Origin of the sequence: Rhodoferax sp. TH121 (genome assembly GCF_002251855.1) — a bacterium.
In the GTDB taxonomy this organism is placed as follows: Bacteria; Pseudomonadota; Gammaproteobacteria; order Burkholderiales; family Burkholderiaceae_C; genus Allorhodoferax.
In genome coordinates this window covers 737,714-757,897 of sequence record NZ_NOXW01000021.1, presented here as the reverse complement: position 1 = coordinate 757,897, position 20,184 = coordinate 737,714, and the positions used below count along the sequence as shown (strand labels likewise).

The 20,184-nt window shown below is 61.9% G+C and carries 17 protein-coding genes; 7 read left to right on the top strand and 10 right to left on the bottom strand.

What is annotated here, in order from left to right; all coding sequences use genetic code 11:
• Complete coding sequence (gene purD / locus CHU94_RS13610; protein ID WP_094480698.1) at positions 1-1,293, bottom strand: phosphoribosylamine--glycine ligase; 1,293 nt, start codon at positions 1,291-1,293, stop codon at positions 1-3.
• Positions 1,294-1,309: 16 nt separating this feature from the next.
• The gene (locus CHU94_RS13605; RefSeq protein ID WP_094480696.1) at positions 1,310-2,029 is read right to left on the bottom strand and encodes a YebC/PmpR family DNA-binding transcriptional regulator; all 720 of its coding nucleotides are present in this window, start codon (positions 2,027-2,029) and stop codon (positions 1,310-1,312) included.
• A 58-nt stretch (positions 2,030-2,087) separates the two neighbouring features.
• Between CHU94_RS13605 and CHU94_RS13600 the strand changes: the two genes are divergently transcribed.
• The 4 genes from CHU94_RS13600 to CHU94_RS13585 all read left to right on the top strand — a co-directional run bounded on the left by CHU94_RS13600 (position 2,088) and on the right by CHU94_RS13585 (position 6,529).
• Entirely contained in the window at positions 2,088-3,680 is a 1,593-nt protein-coding gene (locus CHU94_RS13600) for a helicase HerA-like domain-containing protein (RefSeq protein ID WP_094480694.1), read from the top strand.
• 71 nt (positions 3,681-3,751) lie between these two features.
• A complete protein-coding gene (upp, locus tag CHU94_RS13595) occupies positions 3,752-4,405 on the top strand; it encodes a uracil phosphoribosyltransferase (protein WP_094480692.1) in 654 nt (217 codons plus the stop codon).
• A 74-nt stretch (positions 4,406-4,479) separates the two neighbouring features.
• The gene (locus tag CHU94_RS13590; protein ID WP_094480690.1) at positions 4,480-5,757 is read left to right on the top strand and encodes an amidohydrolase family protein; all 1,278 of its coding nucleotides are present in this window, start codon (positions 4,480-4,482) and stop codon (positions 5,755-5,757) included.
• A 13-nt stretch (positions 5,758-5,770) separates the two neighbouring features.
• On the top strand, positions 5,771-6,529 hold the full coding sequence (locus CHU94_RS13585; protein ID WP_217901313.1) for a carbon-nitrogen hydrolase family protein: 759 nt from the start codon (positions 5,771-5,773) through the stop codon (positions 6,527-6,529).
• Between the two features lie 16 nt (positions 6,530-6,545).
• Here the strand turns inward: CHU94_RS13585 and CHU94_RS13580 are convergent, their stop codons facing one another.
• The gene (locus CHU94_RS13580; RefSeq protein WP_094480688.1) at positions 6,546-7,235 is read right to left on the bottom strand and encodes a hypothetical protein; all 690 of its coding nucleotides are present in this window, start codon (positions 7,233-7,235) and stop codon (positions 6,546-6,548) included.
• A gap of 172 nt (positions 7,236-7,407) precedes the next feature.
• Between CHU94_RS13580 and CHU94_RS13575 the strand changes: the two genes are divergently transcribed.
• Together CHU94_RS13575 and CHU94_RS13570 are read left to right on the top strand one after the other, a co-directional pair.
• Positions 7,408-7,884, top strand: coding sequence for an EVE domain-containing protein (locus CHU94_RS13575; RefSeq protein ID WP_094480687.1), 477 nt, complete (start codon positions 7,408-7,410; stop codon positions 7,882-7,884).
• A 60-nt stretch (positions 7,885-7,944) separates the two neighbouring features.
• Positions 7,945-8,436: a heme-degrading domain-containing protein gene (locus CHU94_RS13570; RefSeq protein WP_094480685.1), complete on the top strand. Its 492-nt coding sequence runs from the start codon at positions 7,945-7,947 to the stop codon at positions 8,434-8,436.
• Positions 8,437-8,443: 7 nt separating this feature from the next.
• Here the strand turns inward: CHU94_RS13570 and CHU94_RS13565 are convergent, their stop codons facing one another.
• The 5 genes from CHU94_RS13565 to CHU94_RS13545 form a co-directional block, all read right to left on the bottom strand.
• Positions 8,444-10,174: an EAL domain-containing response regulator gene (locus tag CHU94_RS13565; protein ID WP_094480683.1), complete on the bottom strand. Its 1,731-nt coding sequence runs from the start codon at positions 10,172-10,174 to the stop codon at positions 8,444-8,446.
• Between the two features lie 14 nt (positions 10,175-10,188).
• Positions 10,189-10,620 (bottom strand): response regulator, encoded by a 432-nt coding sequence (locus CHU94_RS13560; RefSeq protein WP_094480681.1) that lies wholly within the window; start codon positions 10,618-10,620, stop codon positions 10,189-10,191.
• Positions 10,621-10,631: 11 nt separating this feature from the next.
• On the bottom strand, positions 10,632-12,095 hold the full coding sequence (locus CHU94_RS13555; protein WP_094480679.1) for a PAS domain S-box protein: 1,464 nt from the start codon (positions 12,093-12,095) through the stop codon (positions 10,632-10,634).
• Between the two features lie 169 nt (positions 12,096-12,264).
• On the bottom strand, positions 12,265-14,493 hold the full coding sequence (locus CHU94_RS13550; protein WP_094480677.1) for a bifunctional (p)ppGpp synthetase/guanosine-3',5'-bis(diphosphate) 3'-pyrophosphohydrolase: 2,229 nt from the start codon (positions 14,491-14,493) through the stop codon (positions 12,265-12,267).
• 25 nt (positions 14,494-14,518) lie between these two features.
• On the bottom strand, positions 14,519-15,406 hold the full coding sequence (locus tag CHU94_RS13545; RefSeq protein WP_094480675.1) for an alpha/beta fold hydrolase: 888 nt from the start codon (positions 15,404-15,406) through the stop codon (positions 14,519-14,521).
• 71 nt (positions 15,407-15,477) lie between these two features.
• Between CHU94_RS13545 and CHU94_RS13540 the strand changes: the two genes are divergently transcribed.
• Positions 15,478-16,248 carry a 3-hydroxybutyrate dehydrogenase gene (locus CHU94_RS13540; protein ID WP_094480673.1) on the top strand — a complete coding sequence of 257 codons (771 nt, stop codon included), beginning with the start codon at positions 15,478-15,480 and terminating at the stop codon, positions 16,246-16,248.
• Positions 16,249-16,309: 61 nt separating this feature from the next.
• Here CHU94_RS13540 and CHU94_RS13535 read toward each other — a convergent pair whose 3' ends face one another.
• On the bottom strand, positions 16,310-17,515 hold the full coding sequence (locus CHU94_RS13535; RefSeq protein ID WP_094481100.1) for an MFS transporter: 1,206 nt from the start codon (positions 17,513-17,515) through the stop codon (positions 16,310-16,312).
• Positions 17,516-17,687: 172 nt separating this feature from the next.
• Positions 17,688-20,138, bottom strand: coding sequence for a serine/threonine protein kinase (locus tag CHU94_RS13530; RefSeq protein WP_094480671.1), 2,451 nt, complete (start codon positions 20,136-20,138; stop codon positions 17,688-17,690).
• Positions 20,139-20,184 lie beyond the last annotated feature (46 nt).

Below are 20,184 nucleotides of genomic sequence, written 5' to 3'. Positions count from 1 at the left end.
TCAGCCCTTGAGGGCGCGGTAGCCGATGTCTGAGCGGTACTGCATACCGTCGAACGCAATTTCGCTGATGACCTGATAGGCACGCTGCTGCGCCTGCTTCACACTGTCCGCCAGGGCGGACACGCAGAGCACACGCCCGCCCGAGGTTTGCAGTACGCCATCCTTGAGGGTGGTGCCGGCGTGGAACACAGCAGCGTCTTCGCTGTCTTTGGGGATGCCGGTGATGGCATCGCCCTTGCGCGGGTTGAGCGGATAACCATGGGCAGCCAGCACCACGCCCAGCGCGGTGCGGCGGTCCCACTGCAGTTCCACCTCGTCCAGTTTGCCATGCGGGCCGGGTTCGGTAGCTGCCAGCAGGACATCCACCAAGTCGGTCTTCAGCCGCATCATGATGGGCTGAGTCTCGGGGTCGCCCATGCGGCAGTTGAATTCCAACGTCTTAGGCTGGCCGTTCTTGTCGATCATCAGGCCAGCATAGAGGAAGCCGCTGAACGGAATGCCATCGGCTTCCATACCCTTGACAGTGGGCAGAATGATCTCGCGCATGGCCTTGGCGTGGATGTCAGGCGTGACCACGGGGGCGGGTGAATAGGCGCCCATGCCGCCCGTGTTGGGGCCCTGGTCGCCATCGTGCAGGCGCTTGTGGTCCTGGCTGGTGGCCAGGGGCAGCACGTTTTTGCCGTCGACCATGACGATGAAACTGGCCTCCTCGCCCTCCAGAAACTCTTCAATCACTACGCGCGCACCGCCGTCGTTATGTGCCACGCCCAGGATGTTGTCCACCAGCATGAAGTCGATGGCCTCGTGTGCCTCCGCCACCGTCATCGCCACCACCACCCCCTTGCCGGCCGCCAAGCCATCGGCCTTGACCACGGTAGGTGCGCCCATCTTGTCCACATAGGCATGGGCCGCGGCGGGGTCGGAGAAGGTGGCGTATTCGGCGGTGGGAATGTTGTGGCGGCGCATGAAGGCCTTGCTGAAGGCCTTGGAGCTTTCCAGCTGGGCAGCGGCTTTGGTGGGGCCAAAGATGCGCAGGCCGTGGGCGCGGAACTCGTCCACCACACCCGCCGCCAGTGGCACTTCGGGGCCCACCACGGTCAGGGTGATTTTGTTGTCCTGCGCCCAGGTGCGCAGGGCCACCACGTCGGTAACGGCAATGTTTTCCAGATGTGGGTCAGAGGCTGTGCCACCGTTGCCCGGTGCCACATACACCATCTGGATTTTGGGGGACTGCGCCAGTTTCCAGGCCAAGGCATGCTCGCGACCACCGCCGCCAATAACTAGTACGTTCATAAATTGCTTTGTGTTCTTAAAGAGCTGCGTTATGGAAGAGATCCTGGGTGTCGTCCAAGTCTTCCAACACGTCCAGCAGTTTTTGCATGCGCTCGGCATCGTCGCCGGTCAGCTCGATGGAGTTGTCGGCGCGCATGGTGACGTTGGCCACTTCGGCCGTCAGGCCTGCGGCTTCCAGCGCCTTTTTGACACTTTCAAAGTCTGCGAAGGCGGTCAGCACCTCGATGGCGCCATCGTCGTCGGTGATCACGTCTTCGGCGCCAGCTTCCAGCGCCACCTCCATCACCCTATCCTCACTGGTGCCGGGGGCAAAAATCAACTGACCGCAGTGCTTGAACTGGAAGGCCACGGAGCCTTCGGTACCCATATTGCCCCCATGCTTGAGGAACGCATGGCGCACCTCGGCCACGGTGCGCACCTTGTTGTCGGTCATGCAGTCCACGATGATGGCCGCGCCGCCAATGCCGTAGCCTTCGTAGCGCACCTCTTCGTAGCTCATGCCTTCCAGCGTGCCGGTAGCCTTGGCAATCGCGTGGTTCACATTGGTCAGCGGCATGTTGGCCGCCTTGGCTTTTTCAATGGCCAGACGCAAACGGGGGTTGGCGCCCGGGTCACCTCCGCCAGTCCGGGCCGCCACCATGATTTCCCGGCTCACCCGGGTCCAGACGCGCTGGCGCTTCTCGTCCTGGCGCCCCTTGCGGTGCTGAATATTGGCCCATTTGCTGTGTCCTGCCACGCGAAATCCTTCAAAAATTCGTTACGCTACTCCCTAGATTGTACTTTTTGGGACATCCATGGCTTCCATCCAAGACGAGGGCATCCTGATTGCCCAACACGGCACCGGCAACTCCACCGTTCGCTGCTTTTTACGGCCCGACAAGGCCAATCGCCATGGACTCATCACCGGCGCCACCGGCACCGGGAAGACCATCACCCTGCAAACCCTGGCCGAGGGGTTTTCCAGCATTGGTGTGCCCGTTTTCATGGCCGATGTGAAGGGCGACCTCACCGGCATCTCGCAAAGCGGTAAGGTGAGCGACAAGCTCGCCAAGGTGCTGGCCGAGCGCGGTATCGAAGCGCCCGAGGCCTCGGCCTTCCCCACCACGCTGTGGGACGTGTTTGGCCAACAAGGCCACCCGGTGCGCGCTACCGTGAGCGACCTGGGCCCCCTGTTGCTTGCCCGCATGCTGAACCTGAACGAAACCCAGGCTGGCGTGCTGCAACTGGTGTTCAAGATCGCGGACGATGACGGCCTGCTGCTGCTCGACATGAAAGACCTGCGCGCCATGTGCCAGGACGTGGGCGACAACGCCAGCCACTACACCACCGAATACGGCAACATCAGCGCGGCCAGCATTGGCGCCATCCAGCGCGGGCTGATGCAAATCGAGCAACAAGGCGGCGACCAGTTCTTTGGCGAGCCCATGCTCAATATTGAAGACTTCATGCAGACCGATGGCTCTGGCAAGGGCTTGGTCAACATCCTGGCAGCAGACAAGCTCATGCAGTCGCCCCGGCTGTACGCCACCTTTTTGCTATGGATGCTCTCCGAGCTGTTCGAGGCCCTACCCGAGGTGGGCGACTTGGACAAGCCCAAGCTGGTCTTCTTCTTTGACGAAGCCCACCTGCTGTTTGCCGATGCGCCCAAGGTGCTGATTGAGCGCATCGAGTTGGTCGTGCGCCTGGTGCGCTCCAAGGGCGTGGGCGTGTTCTTCGTCACGCAGAACCCGCTGGACATTCCCGACAGCGTGCTGGCCCAGTTGGGCAACCGCGTACAGCACGCACTGCGCGCCTTCACCCCGCGCGACCAGAAAGCTGTGAAAAGCGCCGCCGACACCATGCGTGCCAACCCCGGGTTGGACGTAGCTACCGCCATTACCGAACTGGGCGTGGGTGAGGCGCTGGTCAGCCTGTTGGACGAAAAAGGCCGCCCCTCCCTCACCGAGCGCGTGTTTGTGCTGCCGCCTGCCAGCCAGATTGGACCCATCAGCCCCGATCAACGCAAAACACTGCTGACCGAATCCATCGTCGCCAGCGTGTATGAGAAGGCGGTGGACCGTGAATCCGCCTTCGAGAAGCTCAAAGGCCGCACCCAGGCCAATATGGGCCATGCTGAACCGGTGCAGGAAGACTTCCCCGGTACCGCCGCTCCTGCGCCGCGCGCTTCTCGCCGGGGCTCTGCCCCCGCACCAACGGCCTCACCCGCGCCCAGCGGCGGCGGCATTCTGGACAGCATTGGCGACATGCTGGGCGGCGGCGCCCGCCGTTCACGTGCCAGTGTGGGTGAGCAAATGATCAAAAGCGCCGCCAGCTCCATCGGCCGCGAAGTGGGCCGCCAGATCATCCGTGGCGTGTTAGGCAGCATTCTGGGTGGTTCGCGCCGCTGACAGAGCAACGCCCGGGCGCGAAACCTGCTTTGCCACAATCCATCCATCAACTAAACCAACAAGGAACACACATGGTCACCATCAACCCCGCTGCGCGTGCCAACGTCACGCTGATCGATCACCCCCTGGTGCAGCACAAGCTCACCCTGATGCGCAAGAAGGAAGCCAGCACCAGCAGCTTTCGCCGCCTGCTCAATGAACTGGCCGGCTTGATGATTTACGAAGTCTGCCGCGACATGCCGCTGCAAGATCTGGACATTGAGACCCCGCTGGAAAAAACCACCGGCAAGGTCATCGATGGCAAAAAGCTGGTGTTTGCCAGCGTGCTGCGTGCTGGCAATGGCATTCTGGACGGTGTGCTCTCCGTGGTGCCTGGCGCCCGCGTGGGCCATGTGGGCCTGTACCGCGACCCCAAGACCCTGCAGGCTGTGGAGTACTACTTCAAGATGCCCAGCAACATGGAAGAACGCGACGTGGTCGTCGTCGACCCCATGCTGGCCACCGGCAACTCCGCCGCAGCCGCAGTGACCCGCCTGAAGGCCTGCAATCCCAAATCCATCAAGTTCCTGTGCCTGCTGACCTGCCCCGAAGGCATTAACACCCTGTACAAAGAGCACCCCGATGTGCGCGTCTTCACCGCTGCCATCGACCGCGGCCTGAACGACCACGGCTACATCATGCCGGGCCTGGGCGATGCCGGGGACCGCATCTTCGGCACCCAGTAATTTCAAACCAAATGGGCGTCAAGCCCTCACCAAATCTGCGCAAGCAGCTCCTGAAACCATAGCAAATCTACGCCATGCTCGACCTGCTCATCCACAACGCCGCCCTGCCCGATGGGCGCCAGAACATGTCGGTGGCGGTGCAGGCCGGGCGGATTGTGGAGGTGTCCGAGGGGCTGATGGCCCCGGCGGCCGAGGTGGTGGACGCGGGTGGCTTGCTGCTCTCCACGCCCTTTGTGGATGCCCATTTCCACATGGATGCCACGCTCAGCCTGGGCCTGCCGCGCCTGAACCAGAGTGGCACGCTCTTGGAAGGCATTGCGCTGTGGGGCGAACTGAAACCCCACCTCACCTTTGACGCACTGGTTGACCGCGCCCTGGCGTATTGCGACTGGGCGGTGGCCAACGGCCTGCTGGCCATCCGCAGCCATGTGGACACCAGCGACCCGAGCATGTTGGCGGTGGAGGCGCTGCTGGCCGTCAAGAAAAAAGTCGCTCCCTATATCGACCTGCAGCTGGTCGCCTTCCCGCAAGACGGCGTGCTGCGGAGCAAAGGCGGTGTGGACAACCTGAAAAAGGCGCTCAGCCTGGGCGTGGACGTGGTGGGCGGCATTCCCCACTTCGAGCGCACCATGGCCGATGGCGCCGCCAGCGTGAAGCTGTTGTGCGAGCTGGCCGCCGAGCAAGGCAAGCTGGTGGACATGCACTGCGACGAATCGGACGACCCGCTCTCGCGCCATGTCGAGACGCTGGCCTATGAGGCCAACCGCCTGGGCCTGCACGGCCGCGTCACCGGCTCCCACCTCACCTCCATGCACAGCATGGACAACTACTACGTCAGCAAGCTGCTGCCGCTGATGGCCGAGGCGCAGCTCAGTGTGGTGAGCAACCCGCTCATCAACATCACCCTGCAAGGCCGGCACGACACCTACCCCAAGCGCCGCGGCATGACCCGTGTGCCCGAGATCATGGCCGCCGGCATGACGGTCGCCTTTGGCCAGGACTGCTGCATGGACCCTTGGTACAGCATGGGCAGCGGCGACATGCTGGAGGTGGCCAGCATGGGCCTGCACGTGGCACAGATGACCAGCCAAAGCGCCATGCAGCAATGCTTTGACGCAGTAACCAAAAACCCCGCCCGCATCCTGCACCTGCAGGGCTACGGGCTTGAGGCCGGTTGCAACGCCAACTTGGTGCTGCTGCAGGCACAAAACCCCGTGGAGGCCCTGCGCCTCAAAGCGACCCGGCTCAAGGTCTGGCGCCGGGGTGTGCTAGTGGCCCAAACACCACCCCGTACCGCCGCGCTGAGCCTAGCTGGTCGGCCACCCCAAACCTCGTTCTTACATACCAAATAAGCCTGCATTTCCCGTGGATATTGCGCAAGCAGCTAGCAAAGATATAGCAATCACCATCGCTGCAGCCCAAAGCACGTCGGCGCCTTTGGATGTGGCGGCCAATGTTCGGACCCACCTGCGCTTTGTGGAGGCAGCGGCGGACCACGGCGTGCAATGGCTGGTGTTTCCCGAGTTGTCACTTACCGGCTACGAACTAGCCGCCATGCCGGCCATGCTGTTACACCCCGGCCACGCGCTTTTGGCGCCCTTGCGCGAGGCGGCGCGACGCACCGGACTAGCCATTACCGTGGGTGCACCAGTGGAATCCGAGAATGCCCTGCCCTCGATCGGCGCGATCACGCTGCAGCCTGGTGGGGGGCGCAGTGTGTACCGCAAATTCCATTTGCATGCGGGTGAGAAACAGTTTGCGACGCCGGGTCAAGAGCCGATGCACCTGCAGCAGATGGGCGCCACCTGCATTGCCAGCGCCATCTGTGCAGATACCAACCAGCCCATCCACGCTGCCCGCGCCGCCCAAGCGGGTGCCCATGTATACGCGGCCGGCATCCTGACCTCGAAGACAGGCTACGCCGCAGAAGCGCCACTATGGCGTGCTTACGCCCGGGAACACCGCATGGTGGTGTTGATCGCTAACCACGGCGGTCCTTCCGGCAGTTATGTATCAGCTGGCAAGAGCTGCATCTGGAACACCCAGGGGCTTCCCATCGCCGCAAGCCCCGGCGACGGCGACTGGCTGGTCATCGCCCGCCCTTCGCCGCAGGAGTCCGCTTAGCCGCAGCGCGTGAGGCTCAGTGCGCTTGCCACCAGGCTTGCGCTTTGGCCCGATCGAACGGTGGCAAGATGTCCTTGGTGATCGTGACGCCCTTCAAAGCCGGAAATTTGGCGCGAAACAAGGCCTCGTCCTTGTCGAAGGCATCGCTGATGGTGACATCAAACGTTCCGCCTGATGCACCTACCACCGCTTGGTCAATCAGAGGAACCGGGGACCCTGCGCGGAACTCCTCACCCTTGCGCTCACGCACGGTCGCATCGACGTGTCCCAGGTAATACACCCCACTTTTTTTGGCGACGATGTCACTGTGCAAGGGCGCAAAGAAGTAACCGTTGATCAGAAAACCCGTGGAAGTGCTGGTGAGCCCCATGATTTTGTAGGGCCCTGGCTCGAGCTCCATGCGGATAAAGTAGTTATTGCCGGTTTCTGGCTTGTCAGTCTCCACCTTCGCCTTCTCATCCATCGTGAAGTTGAAACGCTCGCTGGACTCTTTGGCATCCGGCTTCTCGACATTCACCACCAGCAGTTTGGGCTGGTGAGACGTCTTGTAATGGTTCTTTAAGGTCACGGTCATCAACAAAACCGGCTTGCTGTTGGCAGTCAGTGTGTCGCTCTCGTTTTCAAAGGCCATCTTGGTACGTGTAGCACATCCTGTCAGCAACACCGCGGCCGCCAGCATTCCCATGCCGATCACTTTTCTCATCATGCATTCACTCCCTTGTAATTGAAATACGCACAGGCCGTATCGTTGTTCGCCCGCGCGCGCGCCCGAAATTCGAGGCCCCGCGTTTATAGCCCGACTGAGCACGACTTTTCGGGATTCCTCGGTCAAAATTCCCAACAAGCTGCCAATCCCAACCGAACACTGCCAACTTGCTATGAAAAACTACTGGTTGATGAAAGCCGAACCCGCCGAAGCCTCCATCGACGACGTGCTGGCCATGCCCAACGCCACGGTGCCGTGGACGGGCGTGCGCAATTACCAGGCGCGCAACTTCATGCGCGATGCCATGCAGGTGGGTGACGGTGTGCTGTTCTACCACTCCAGCTGCGCAGAGCCGGGCATTGTGGGTCTTGCGCGCGTGGCCTCTGGTGCCTACACCGATCCCACGCAGTTTGACGCCCAGTCACCCTACTTTGACGCGGCCAGCAAAGCGGAGGCACCGCGCTGGATGTTGGTGGACGTGCAAGTGCTACACAAGACGCGCAACTTGACACTGCCTGAGCTGCGCCAGGACCCCGAACTGCAAGCACTGACCGTGCTGAAGAAAGGCAACCGCCTGTCCATCACGCCGGTGGAGGCCCACCACTGGCGTACCATCCTGCTACGGCTGGGGCACGTCGACTCAGTATAAAACTGGCCTCTAGCCCTCGTATTTATTGCGCAAGCAGCTCCTAACTCTATAGCATTTACCATGACCATCGCCACCGACCTGGACCGCCTGGCACTGCAAGAGCAACGCCTGCAATTCGACGCCTTTGACCAGACCACTGCGTGGACGCTCGGCAGCACGCTCAAAGCATTGTGTGAAGCCGCAAGCGTAGCGCTGGCCATTGAAGTGCGTTTGTCCAAAGAAACTGTTTTCTACTACGCCATGCCGGGAACCGGGCCCACCAACGCCGACTGGGCCCGCCGCAAACGCAACACGGTGGAGCTGCTGCACACCAGCTCTTATGCAATGGGGCTCAAGCTGGAGCAGGAAAAGAGCTCACTGGAGGCCAAACAAGGTCTGCCTCTGCGTGACTACGCCACCCACGGAGGCAGCTTTCCCATCCGCGTGCGCGGGGTGGGCGTGGTTGGAGTGGTCACCGTATCAGGCATTCCACAGCGTGAAGACCATGCCATGGTGGTACAGGCGCTGGCCACGCTGTGTGGTGTCCCGCTGGCCGACGTAGCGCTCGACTGAACGCTGCTCAACTACTGTGCCGTCTTGCCAGAAAGACGGCCTCAAACTCCTGCGCCGGAATAGGTTTGGAATAGAAGTAGCCTTGGAGCAAGTCGCAGCCCTGCTGGGTGCAAAACTCAGCCTGGGCTTGGGTCTCCACACCTTCCACCACAATCTGCATATTCAGCGCCTTGGCAAACGCGATGATGGCCACGAAGAGTTTTTCACTCTTGCCGCCCTCGCCTACCGCAGACACAAACCCCTTGTCAATCTTGAGAATGCTGATGGGGAACAGCTTGAGGTGATCCAGGGATGAGTACCCGGTCCCAAAGTCATCCAGTGACATGGCCACGCCTTGGGCGGAAATGTCGGACAGCAGGGACACCGTGGTGTGGGTCACCTCGATCAACATGCTTTCGGTAATCTCCAGCTCAAGGCAGCTCGCTGGCAAACCGTGCTCGGCCAGCGCCGCCATGACGGTGCGGGGCAATTGATCCTGCTTGATCTGCACAGCCGACAAATTGATGGCCAGTGTCAGCTCTGCCAGGTGGGGCGCGTAGCGCTCACGCCAGACCTTGAGCTGTCGGCACCCCTCGCGCAACACCCAAACTCCGATGTCCACAATCAGGCCGGTTTCTTCGGCAATCGGCAAAAAGGCTGCTGGTGATAGCACGCCAAGGCGGGGGTGGTGCCAACGTAGCAGAGCCTCCATGCCGCGCAGACTGCCATCCATGGAACGAATCTGCGGCTGGTAATAAATCTGGAGCTCATCTCTTTCCAATGCACGCTGCAGGTCATTTTTGATAAGCGAGCGAAATTGCACCGCCTCTTGCAGCGACACAGAGTAGAAACGACTTTTGTTGCGCCCATCAAGCTTGGCCTGGTACATGGCCAGGTCGGCATACTTGAGCAGATCGGCTGCGTTGTCAGTCGTGTTGCCCAGCACCGCAATACCGATGCTCGCGGTGATGCTCTGCTCAGTGGAGCCGATGAAGATGGGCTCACGCAAGGTGGCATTGATCCGGTCGGCCAGCACAATGGCCTGCTCGTCATAGTCAAAGCTGGTCATCATCACCACAAACTCATCGCCCCCCAAACGGCACAGCAGGTCCCCATCCCGGGCTATCATCGTCAGGCGTCGCGCCACCTCCACGAGCAGTTGGTCTCCTGCATCGTGGCCTTGGGTGTCATTGATGCTTTTGAAATCGTCCAGGTCCAGCAGCAAGATGGCCAGGCGTCCATCCCGGCGTCGGACACGGGCCAACTGGGTTTCCAAAGAGCGCTCGAAACCACGGCGGTTCATCAGCCCGGTCAGCGCGTCGTGTTCGGACAGGCTGCGCACCTGCTCCAGGCTGTAGCGCAAGCGTTCCTCAATCTGGAAGCGCTGGCGGGCCTGAAGCACCACGCGGGTCAGGTGGCGGCTATTCACCTCGTCTTTGAGCAGGAAGTCTTGCGCCCCCGCCTCCAGACACTCTTCGGCCAAACTCTCGTTCTCGAAGCGGCTGAGCATCACCACCGCCACCCCGTCGTAGGTACCGCCACGCAGGGTGCGCAGCACCTCCAGCCCGTTGTCGTCCGGCAAACGGTAGTCCAGCAGGATGGCGTCGAACTTTTTACTCGCGGCCATTTCCAGCCCCGCAGCAGCCGTTTCTGCATAACTCACATCACAAGGCACCGTGCTTTTGCGCAGCGTGCGCGTGATGGCATGCCGGTCCAGCTCGTCATCATCGATCAGCAGCAGGGAGAGTTCTGCAATCATGAGTAACTTTTTTTCTAGGCGATGAGCTCCACCACACGCCAATAGCCATGCAGCATCTCCATGGCCCGCATCACACCGTCGCCGACCTGGCTTTTGATGATGTACCCAGCGATGTTGTTCTGGTAGGCCATCGCCTTGTCCTCTTCCGCCTTGGACGTGGTCAAAACAAACACCACGGTGCTGGACAACGCCGGGTCTTTGCGGATTTCTGCCAACACCTCCAAACCATTCAAGCGAGGCAGGTTCAGATCCAGCAACACCAGAAATGGGCGCCGCGCCGAAGTGCATTCGCGTACCTTGGACAGGCCCTCCATCCCGTCGCGCGCACGCACAATGGGGTTGCCAATCTTCAGCTTCTTGAGCGCCCGTTCAACGCCCATCACATCCACATCATCGTCGTCCACCAGGAGCAGGGTCACGTCTTTTTCGGGAGTGGCGGCTTGCACAGTATTACTCCTTATTGGGGCTGTGTTGGCCAGGTAAAGCGAAAGGTGCAGCCGGCCTTGCCATCCGACTCCAGTATGACCACACCGCCCACGGTTTCCACCGCCTTTTTAACGATGGCCAGCCCCATACCACTGCCCTCCACTTCGTCTCGGGGCTTCAAGGTCTGGAAAATGGTAAACACACGCCTCTGGTGCTCTGGCGGAATGCCGGGACCATCGTCTTGAACCGAAAACTCATGGCCACCAGGGTACGGGCGGGCCTGTACCCGGATCGTGCCCTGGGGCTTGTCATGGTGTTTGATGGCGTTATTGATCAGGTTGCGCAGCACCAGCTCCAGCGGCACTTTCTGGGTTCGCACCACAGGCATGTCCTCAGCGACTACCAGTGCAATGTTCTTGCGTGACGCGGCCAGTTCAAAGATGTCGCGCACCAGGTTGCCCGTGTTCATCGCGCCAATCGGGTTGTCCGACTGCCCTACGCGCGAGTAGGCCAACAAATCGTCCAGCAACATCTCCATGCGGCTGATGCGGCTGCGCATCAGCCGCAGGTGGTCCCGCGTCTCGCTGTGCAGTGCATCCCCCAGGTCCTCAGCAATCCAGGTGGCCAATTGATCCACTCCACGCAGCGGCGACTTCAGGTCATGCGATGCCACGTAAGCAAAGTTGTTCAGATCATCATTGCTGCGGGTGAGCTGCGCGACCAGGTTGCCCAGCTGCTGTTCCGATTGCTTGCGCGCGGTGATATCCACGATGGCCGACAAAATCTTCACGCCTCCAGAGGTCATGATGGGGTTAAGGCCAATCTCCACCGGGAATTCGCTCCCATCCTTGCGCAGTCCGTACAAATCGCGGCCACTGCCCATTGCGCGAGGGCTCGGGTCCGCAAAATACGAGGCTCGGTGGTGTGGATGTGCCCCCCGAAAGCGGGCGGGCAGCAACACGTCGATCGACTGCCCCAGGAGCTCTGAGCGGCTGTAGCCAAAAATCGCCTCCGCCTGGGTATTGACCATTTCGATTACTCCCGACTTGTCAATCATGACCATACCGTTGGGCGCCATTTCCACCACCTGGCGGAACTGTTCCTCCTGCCGCTTGCGCTCTGACAAATCCACAATCGCCGACACCACCTTCATGCCTTGCGCGGTCTTGATAGGGGTCAGGCCAATCTCGATGGGGAACTCCCCACCGTCCTTGCGGCGGCCAAAGAGGTCGCGGCCAATACCCATCAGGCGGGGGCTCGGTTCGGCCAGAAAGCTGGCCCGGTGGGCGGGGTGTACGCGCCGGAGGCGTTCGGGCAGCAGCACTTCTATCGGTTGGCCCACAAGCTCGGTACGGGCGTAGCCAAAAATGGTCTCGGCTTGCCGATTCACCATCTCAACCAGCCCATCGCTCCCGATCATGACGATGGCATAGGGCGCCATCTCCACGATCTGGCGAAACTGACCTTCCTGCCCTTGCCCCCCCGCGTCGTCCATGCACGTCCTCCGCTTTTCCCCGAAAAGCAATGCAGATACTCTGGGCACGCCGCAGTGCTCTTGGAGGCCTCAGCCCTTGGCAACTTGGCGCAGCGCGTGGGGGTGACTATGGCCGATTCTTGATGTTTGTCAAGGCGCGTAGCGCATCACACGCCGGGCGATCAGGCTCCTAGCGCCGCCGCGCCGAGCGCACACCAGCCAGTTCGCCCACCATTTTGAGCACACGTGCCAGACGACCCGACTCGGCCACCTCGACGGTGAAGGTCATCCAGGCAATGCCTTTGACGGATTGGGTCTGCACGCCGATGACATTCATCTTCTCCTTGGCAAACACCTCGGAAATATCGCGCAACAGGCCCTGGCGATCGATGGCCTCCACCGCCACGTCTACGGGGTACACATTGCTGTCCTTGCCGCTGGGCACACCCCACTCCACCTCGATCAGCCGGTCGCCACTGCGGTTGACCATGTTGCGCAAATTGGAGCAGTCGGCGCGGTGCACGCTGACCCCCTTGCCACGGGTGACAAAGCCGCTGATCAGGTCCGGCGGCGCGGGCTTGCAGCATTTGGCCAGCTGCGTCATGAGTGAGTCGATTCCCACCACCAGCACCCCGCCCTTGCCGCCACCCGCGCGGGGCTTCTTGAGCGGCATGTAGTCGTCTTGCGTTGTGGCAGGCTCAGGCGGACGCAGCAGCATCTCGATGTTGCGCAGCGAGAACTCGTCCTTTCCCACCACCTCGAAAAGTGCGTCCGCATTGTTGAAGCCCAGCTGGCTGGCCAGGTCGTCCAGCTTCACGGCGGTTTTGCCTTCGCGCTGCAGCAGCTTTTCTACCGCTTCGCGGCCCTTGGCCATGGTTTCACCCATAGCCAGCGCATTGAACCAGGCGCGCACCTTGGCGCGCGCGCGGTGACTGGCCAGGTAGCCCAGTTCGGGGTTGAGCCAGTCGCGCGATGGGCCACCTTCCTTGATGGCATTCACTTCGACCGTTTGACCATTTTTCAGCGGTGTGTTCAAGGGCACCATGGCGCCGTCCACCTTGGCACCGCGGCAGCGGTGGCCCAGGTTGGTGTGCACGCTGTACGCAAAATCCACCGCCGTGGCGCCTTGCGGCAGCTCCACAATGGCAGCATCCGGCGTGAGCACATAAATGCGATCTTCAAACATGCCCTGGCCCTCGGGCCCGGTATAGGCACCGGAGAGATCGCGCTCCCAGGCCAGCAACTGGCGCAACACGGCAATCTTGGCGTCGTACTCGCCGGCCGCCGTCACGCTGCCGCCATACCCTTTCGCACCCGCTTCCTTGTAGGCCCAGTGGGCGGCCACGCCGTGCTCGGCGTGGTCATGCATCGCCTGAGTGCGAATCTGCACCTCAATCGGCTGACCGCCAGCATCGCGCACCACCGTGTGCAAGGACTGGTAACCGTTGGGCTTGGGGCGTGCAATATAGTCATCGAACTCTTCGGTGACTGGCACAAAGTGGCTGTGTACCCAGCTCAAGGCGGCGTAGCAATCGGGCACGCTGGGCACCACGATGCGTAGCGCCCGAATGTCATACACCTGGTCAAACCCCAGCGATTTGCCGCGCATCTTCTTGACGATGCTGTAAATGTGCTTGGGCCGACCTTGCACCGTCGCCGCGATGCCCTGGCCCGCCAGCTCGTCGGCCAGCTGCTGGCGCAGACGTTCTACCGAGGCTTCGCGCTCCGCGCGTTTCTCGTCCAGCAATTTGGCCACCTGTTTGTAGGTGTCGGGCTCCAGAAAGCGGAAGGACAGGTCCTCCATCTCCCACTTGACCTCCCAAATGCCCAAGCGGTTGGCCAGAGGCGCAAAGACCTGCAGTGCCTCACTGGCCAGCCCCGGTGGCACGGGTAGCTTGGTAGCGGCAAAGTGGCGCAGTGTTTGCAAACGTGAGGCCAGGCGCAGCATGACGACACGCAGATCCTTGCTAAAGGCCAGCAGCATCTTGCGCACACTCTCGGTCTGGGCGGCCGCCGTCTGCGCCATAGGGGCGGCGCTGCCCCCTTGCTGGCTGTGGGTCAGGCGCGCCATGCGCTGCAGGCGCACCAGTTTGGTGGTTTCCAGTGCCAGGTCGGCAAAGTTGTCGCCGAAGGCTTTGGCAATGACCTCGTGCGGCTTGTTCAGGTGGTCGCAGGCATAGACCAGGTAGCTCGCGGCTTGCATGGCCTCAGAGCCGCCGATGGTGTGCAAGATCGAGGCCACGGCGTCGGCGTGCTGCAAGACGTTCTCGCCAGTGTCCAGAGTCTGGGTGGCCAGCAGCGGTTCGGCAAAGGCGCGCGCACGCGCCAAAGCATCTACCTGCTCGGGCAGGCTATCGGCGGTGGCCGCAATGACCTGCGGGGTGGCCGAGGCACTGTGCTCGGCGTACAAACTTTTCATGCAAGGCTCACATCATCCGGGGACCTTACCCCAGCAAAAAAGAAACCACCGCGTCGACCTGGTCCGCCGCGATGAGGGTGGGGGCATGGCCCACACCAGCAAATTCAACCAGGCGGGACTTGGGGCCGCGCTGGGTCATGGCCTGCGCGGTGGCAGGCGATAGCAAATCGGAGTTGGCACCGCGCAGCAGCAGGATCTGGGCCGTCAGGCTGTCGAACAACTGCCAGAGTTGGGCCTCGCCTTGCGCCGCAATCTCCTGCGTGACCGCGCCAAAGGGCACGGCAATGGCAGGATCGTAGTGCAAGGCCACTCGGCCGTTGGGCGTGGGCTTGACCATATGGCGCGATAAATCAAGCCACTGGGCTGGTGTATGCGGGCCAAAGCTCTGCGAAATGGCCCACATCGCGTCTGCCGCCTGCTGCAGGGAATCGAATGTCTGGGCCTTGCCCAGGTAAGTACCAATCCGCGCCAACGCCTCCCACTGGATGACCGGGCCCACATCGTTGAGGACCAGGCGGCGAACGCTGACGCCCACCGCCTGCGCATGTACGCACACGGCCATGCCAATGAGGCCACCCATGCTGGTACCCACCCAGTCCAGAGTGGCGGGCTTGAGCTGGGCCAGCATCGCCAGCATGTCTGCCGCATAGGTGGGGAGTTGGTAGCCCTGCGGGTCCTTGAGCCAGTCGCTCTGGCCGCGGCCCACCACATCTGGGCAAACCACGCGCAGTGGATGTGGGCTGCGCGCCAGCAGGGCTTGGGCCAGCACATCAAAGTCGCGTCCTTGGCGCGAGAGGCCATGGGCACAGACAATCGTGTGGGCGGCATCCGCAATCCCCCACTGCCAATACGCCATGCGGTGCCCCCCCTGCGCATCAGCACAGGGTACGTAGTTCAGCGTAGGGTCAGCCATGGTGCAATCAGTGGTTTGATAATGACCACATCCTAATGGAAACCCCTCTATTACTTTGGAAGGACGCAGCAATGTTGAAAGGTAAAACCGCCATCGTTACCGGATCCACCAGCGGCATCGGTTTGGGCATTGCCAAGGCACTGGCTGCCCAAGGCGCCAATATCGTGCTCAACGGCTTTGGTGACGTGGACAGCCCCAAAGCCGAGGTCGCTGCGCTGGGTGCCCAAGTGGGCTACCACGGTGCCGACATGAGCAAGCCCGCCGACATCGAAGCCATGGTTCAGTACGCCAACACCACCTTCGGGGGCGTGGACATTCTGGTGAACAACGCGGGCATCCAGCATGTGGCCCGCGTGGAAAACTTCCCGGTGGAGAAGTGGGACGCCGTTATCGCCATAAACCTCTCCAGCGCCTTCCACGCTACGCGGCTGGTGCTGCCCGGCATGCAGGCCAAGAACTGGGGCCGCATCATCAACGTAGCCTCGGTCCACGGCTTGGTGGGTTCGGCCGAAAAATCGGCTTATGTGGCCGCCAAGCATGGCATCGTGGGCCTGACCAAAGTGACGGCGCTGGAAAACGCCACCAGTGGTGTGACCTGCAATGCCATCTGTCCCGGCTGGGTGCTGACACCGCTGGTGCAGAAGCAAGTGGATGCCAAAGCTTCCGCCCAAGGCATCAGCAATGCCGACGCCACCAAGCAGCTGCTGGGGGAGAAAGAACCCTCTCTGCAGTTCACCACGCCTGAAGAGCTGGGCGGACTGGCCGTCTTTTTCTGCTCGCCCGCTGGCAACAATGTGCGCGGTGTGGCCTGGAACATGGACGGCGGCTGGACCGCTCAGTAAGAGGCATTTAGGCCCTTAGACCTCGTGGATACTGCGCGAACAGCTCCTGATTCAATAGCAACTACACGGCGGACTTGAGACTGGCATGGGCCGGCTGGCGGCTGGCCCACCAGCTCATGGCCATGGAGGCCAGCAAGCCTGCCAACGCAAACCAGTGCAGTGAGCCCATGCCGCCGTGGGCAATCAACCAGCCACCGCTGCCCGCCCCCAAGGCTTGGCCCGCATACATGGCTGAGCTGTTGAGCGCAATCGAGCCCGAAGCAAGCGCCGGCGCAATGCCCACCAGCCGCGCCTGCTGGGCCGAATTTGACGAAAAACACCCCAGCGCCCAGGGGATCAGCACCAGCGCCACCAGCACCAGATTGCTCCCCAGCGGCCACAGCAACAAGCTCAGCGCCATGGCTCCCACGCCCCACATCACGGCGCGTGGCGCCCCCAGACGGTCAATACGGCGCGATATCAGGATGTTGCCCAATAAACCAAAGGCGCCAAACCAGGCAAACAACAGGCTCAACTCCACCGGGGTGGTAGCCAGCATGGCCTTGAAGTACGGTGCGAAATAGGAGAACAGCACAAACTGCCCGGCCGAGTACAGCAGTGTGACCGCGACACACAGCATCAGCGCAGGCGAGCGCAAGGCCTCAGCCCAGGCGGCCCGCGACATCGCGGGCGGCTTGATGCCATCGGGCATGGCACGCCACACCCACACCGCGCTGACCGCCCCCAGAACCGCCACCGCCGCAAAGGCCGCCCGCCAGTCCAGGGTGCCGCCCAAAAAAGCCCCCAGCGGCAGGCCCAGCACCGAGGCGACGGACCACCCCAGAAACACAAAGCTGATTGCGCGCCCACGCTGCTCAGGCGGCACCAGCAGGCCCACACAGGCGGCCGCTTGGGGCGTAAAAATGGCGGGCGCCAGCACCGTGAAGATGCGCACGACCAGCAGCGAGGCAAAGCTGGGCATCAATGCGCTCAACCCCAAAAACACCGCGTACCAGCACAGAGTCAGCGCGAGCAGGCGCCGCCGGTCCCAGCCGGCAACTACGCTGGCCAACACCGGTGCGCCCAGGCACATGACCGCCGCGGCTGCTGCAATCAACTGCCCGGCAGTGGCTACCGAAATGTGCAAGGATGCGCTGATCTCATTGAGTGTGCCCGGCACCACCATAACCCCGGTACCAATGACAAAGTTGCCAAACAACAGAGGCCAGAGAACACGTGGCAAAGGGGCCAGTGCTGGGGCGGTGGTGGATTCGGGGGGGGCGGGCATCGTCATTGGGGGATAGCGCTGTGGGCCCCGCATTCTCGCAGTCCCGGGCAGTTGGCGCCTGTCATGGGGCGGACAGCCTCATCAGCGCCTACTTGCAAGCAAAATTAGCCGCAGAACCCCAAGGAATATGCGCAAGAAGCTATGAATTCAATAGCAAGGCAGGCAACACAAACTAACTGGACTGCTTGAAGGCCATCACGGCCTGGTTGCGCAGCGTGCGCAGCAGGGCCAGCTCTTTCTCGTCCAGTTCCAAAGAGCCGTGACGCACCTTGTCGGCGTAGATCAGGCCAAACGGCGCGTTTTTAATCTGCAACGGCAGCAGCAAAAAGGTGGGCGCATTCAGGCTGTGCGCATACCAGGCAGGCAGGCGCTGCACGATTCGGGGCTCAGTGGCGTCGGTGATCATGGTGTCCGCGCCCTTGAGGCACACCACGCCAAACAGATCGGGCGTAGCCGCCTTGAGGTGGGTCTTGAAACCTTTGACGTGGGCCTCCACCCCCTCGCCCAAGCCAAAGCGACCGGACATCATTTCCGTCTTGGGATCACGCATACAGAAAATGATGCGGTCAAACTCCAGCGCACGGTACATGGTTTCCAGAATCATGCGCAACACGTCGGTCAGCTTGAAGTCCTCCACCATCGCATTGGTGATGTCCTGAATGCCGGCAGCCAAGGTTTCCGCCACCTGACCGGCCCGGGAGATGGGCGCGTCGGCACTGTCCAATGGAGCCGACTGGGTCGCCTGCAGTTCAAAGCGCCCCAGGTTGCCGTCGGTATCGGCTTGCAGGGCTGCAGGTCGGCTGCTCAACGCGTCGGGCATGCGCAGCAGCTTGGCTGCCGCCGAGCCGGGGCTCACCCGGATTTCCATGGCAGCGGCCAAGTCAATCAGCTTTTGCCGGGCCTTGATGGTCGCGGCCTGCACCTGTTTGCCACTGGTGCCCATGGCCTGGGCGTATTTTTTCGTGATCAGGGCAATGCGCGCATCCACGTCCTTGGGGTCACTCTTGAGCAGGACATCGGCGATCTCATTGGACGCCAGGGCAATCCAGCGGATACGTTCACCGGCGTCCGTGGGGGCCTGTGAGGGCGGCGCCCCAGTGGGTTTGTTCATACAGCGCTGAATACCCGCAGGCAGCCCCCACGCTTTGGCAATCCCCAAGCCCAAATCTTCATAACTCATGCCCAGCACGCTGGTGGACGCCGCACGTTCCGTCATGGGCTCGCGCGCCGATTGCACCAAGGTGCGCACACGCGTGGCCTCTTCGGGAAAATAAAACTGCGCCAGCAGCCGCCCCAGGTTCTGGAACATGGCACCGATAAAGGCCTCTTCACTGTCCTTGAGGACCGGGCACAGCTCGCCGCCAATGGATCCCGCCATCAGCGAGCGCAAAAACTCTTCTTTGAGCTGGCCCGCATGGGCCTTGTCCTGCATGTGCTCCAGCAGCACCAGGCTCAGCGCCATATTGCGAATGCCATTGAAGCCCACCAGATTCACCGCGCGCGAGACCGTGCTGATGTTGCCCCCACGGGCGTAATGCGCACTGTTGACCAAGCGCAGCAGCTTGTTGGTCAGCGCCACGTCCTTCAGGATTTCGTTGGTGACACTGCCCACGCTCTCCGTCTCGGAGCTTGCCATGCTCTGAATGCGGCCTACGGAATCTGACAGCGCCGGAAAATCGCTTTTGTGGCGCATGCGGCGCAGCAAGAACTCCAGCGTGCTGTTGTTCACCCCACCGCCCTCGCCCGCCCCGTCGCCCTGCAGGGACTTGCTCCACAGCTCCAGCTCACTCTGAAAGGCCCGCGCACTCACAAACCGCTGCCTGGCATCCTTGGCCAGAGCCCGCTGCACGATGGCACGTAATCGGTCATCCACCCCGGCGGGCAGTACCTTTGGCAATTCCAACTGCTCATGCAGCGTGCGGTAGATGGCGCGGTGCGGGTCCGACTCCATGAGCAGGGGTCGCCCCATCAGCAACTCCGCCAGCACCAGACCGGCGGAAAAAATGTCCATGGCAGGTACAGGCGCCTCGCCATTGGCAGCCTCTGGCGACAGATAACCCACGGTACCTGCGGTGTCTGCGGCCGGAGCTTGGTTCTGGCTGTCGCGGATGCGGGCCGCAATGCCAAAGTCCATCACCCGGGCACGGCCCGCTGAATCCACCACCACATTGGAAGGCTTGAGATCGCGGTGCACCACACCAGCAGCATGGGCTACCGCGATGGCGTCCAGCACATCCATCATCAGCGCCACGGCTTCAGGCGCAGGCAAGGCACCACGCTGCTGCAGATGCCGGTCCAAGGTGCTGCCGGGGATGTACTCAAACACCAGATAAGGCTGGCGGCCATGCACATCAGCCTCGTACACCGGCACGATGTTGGGATGGGTCACGCGACTGGCATTGCGGGCCTCTTGCAGCCACTGGGCCACCGCCCTGTCGTCAGAGCCCGCTGCGGGGCGCATGACCTTGATCGCCACATCCCGCTCCATGCGCGGGTCAAACGCCAGCCACACGGTGGACTGCCCGCCTTGCCCCAGCACGCTGCGTAGCTCAAACCGTCCTAGCGTGGTGCCTGCCTCAGCGACAGGAGGGCGGCTGTTGGCAAAGGGAACGGGATCAGGCATGTCGCGGGCTCAGTGGGTGGTGCGTCAGTCGCAAAAGCTAAGCCCA

Excerpts from the sequence above, each read along its gene's own strand:
- CHU94_RS13555 (WP_094480679.1), bottom strand. The coding sequence starts at position 12,095 with ATGGACGACGCGGGGGGGCAAGGGCAGGAAGGTCAGTTTCGCCAGATC.
- CHU94_RS13540 (WP_094480673.1), top strand. The coding sequence starts at position 15,478 with ATGTTGAAAGGTAAAACCGCCATCGTTACCGGATCCACCAGCGGCATC.
- CHU94_RS13570 (WP_094480685.1), top strand. The coding sequence starts at position 7,945 with ATGACCATCGCCACCGACCTGGACCGCCTGGCACTGCAAGAGCAACGC.
- CHU94_RS13565 (WP_094480683.1), bottom strand. The coding sequence starts at position 10,174 with ATGATTGCAGAACTCTCCCTGCTGCTGATCGATGATGACGAGCTGGAC.
- CHU94_RS13590 (WP_094480690.1), top strand. The coding sequence starts at position 4,480 with ATGCTCGACCTGCTCATCCACAACGCCGCCCTGCCCGATGGGCGCCAG.
- CHU94_RS13545 (WP_094480675.1), bottom strand. The coding sequence starts at position 15,406 with ATGGCTGACCCTACGCTGAACTACGTACCCTGTGCTGATGCGCAGGGG.
- upp (WP_094480692.1), top strand. The coding sequence starts at position 3,752 with ATGGTCACCATCAACCCCGCTGCGCGTGCCAACGTCACGCTGATCGAT.
- CHU94_RS13530 (WP_094480671.1), bottom strand. The coding sequence starts at position 20,138 with ATGCCTGATCCCGTTCCCTTTGCCAACAGCCGCCCTCCTGTCGCTGAG.
- purD (WP_094480698.1), bottom strand. The coding sequence starts at position 1,293 with ATGAACGTACTAGTTATTGGCGGCGGTGGTCGCGAGCATGCCTTGGCC.
- CHU94_RS13535 (WP_094481100.1), bottom strand. The coding sequence starts at position 17,515 with ATGCCCGCCCCCCCCGAATCCACCACCGCCCCAGCACTGGCCCCTTTG.
- CHU94_RS13575 (WP_094480687.1), top strand. The coding sequence starts at position 7,408 with ATGAAAAACTACTGGTTGATGAAAGCCGAACCCGCCGAAGCCTCCATC.
- CHU94_RS13580 (WP_094480688.1), bottom strand. The coding sequence starts at position 7,235 with ATGATGAGAAAAGTGATCGGCATGGGAATGCTGGCGGCCGCGGTGTTG.
- CHU94_RS13550 (WP_094480677.1), bottom strand. The coding sequence starts at position 14,493 with ATGAAAAGTTTGTACGCCGAGCACAGTGCCTCGGCCACCCCGCAGGTC.
- CHU94_RS13600 (WP_094480694.1), top strand. The coding sequence starts at position 2,088 with ATGGCTTCCATCCAAGACGAGGGCATCCTGATTGCCCAACACGGCACC.